The following is a 1,016-nucleotide window of genomic DNA, read 5'->3' as shown; positions in this document are numbered from 1 at the left end:
GCGAGCAGCCGGGTACCCTCCGGCAGCTCGCCGCGCCGTGCCTGTGCGGCCAGCCGTTCGGCGACGGTGGCGCGCATCCGGTCGGCGGCCCGGCCGAGCGGGATGTCCCGGCCGTGGGCGAGCGAGATCGTCCGGCCGAGACCGGCGCCGGTGAACCGGGTGGTCGGCAGGCCGGAACGGGCGGCGACCATGGCGGGCACCACGGCCGGGCCGAGGCCGGCCCGGACGAAGCCGAGCACGGCGTCCATCTCGCCGCCCTCGACGGCGAACCGGGGCTCGAAACCGGCCTCCCGGCAGGCCGCCAGGGTGGCGTCGCGCAGCGCGTAGCCCGGCCGGAACATCACCAGCGGGCGGTCCCGCAACTCCCCTACCGGGACGGCCTGTTCGGGCAGCGGCTCGGCGGACACCAGGACCAGGTCCTCGTGCAGCAGCGGGGTGACGTCCAGACCCGGCAGGGCGCCTCCCGGGCTCGGCGAGACGATCAGGGCGAGGTCCAGCTCGCCCGCGTCCAGGGCCGCGACCAGGTCGCCCGAGCCGCCCTCGCTGACCTGCAGGTCGACACCGGGGAAGCGGGCACGGAAGGCGCCGAGCACGTCCGGCAGCAGGCTGACGCACAGGCTCGGCGGCGCACCGAGGCGGACCCGGCCGCGGCGCAGCTGCACCGTCTCCTGAACGGCGAGCCGGGCGCTGTCGGTGTCGGCGAGGATGCGGCGGGCCAGCGGCAGCAGGGCCTCACCGGCGTCCGTGGGGGTGGTGGCGCCGCGGCTGCGGTGCAGCAGCTCGGCGCCCAACTCCCGCTCCAGCGCCTTGATCTGCTGGGAGAGCGAGGGCTGAGCGACGTGCAGCCGCTCGGCGGCCCGGGTGAAGTTGCCGAGCTCGGCGACGGCGGTGAAGTAGCGGAGCTGCTGGAGTTGCACGGTGACGGCCTTGGGGTGAGACGTGAGCGCAATCAGGGGCGTGTGGGGGCACCTCCCGGCCGAAGGCCGGGGGAGGACTGCGCAATTGGGCTGCGGGTC

The 1,016-nt window shown here is 76.0% G+C and carries 1 protein-coding gene; it reads right to left on the bottom strand.

Annotated elements, in window-relative coordinates:
• The coding region (locus ABZ641_RS39400; protein WP_359989568.1) for a LysR substrate-binding domain-containing protein at window positions 1-917 on the bottom strand (917 nt) is incomplete at its 3' end.
• Between the last annotated feature and the right edge of the window lie 99 nt (window positions 918-1,016).

The sequence above is a fragment of the Kitasatospora sp. NPDC007106 genome, assembly GCF_040634455.1.
Taxonomy (GTDB): Bacteria; Actinomycetota; Actinomycetes; order Streptomycetales; family Streptomycetaceae; genus Kitasatospora; species Kitasatospora arboriphila.
This window is presented reverse-complemented; position numbering and strand designations above follow the sequence as displayed.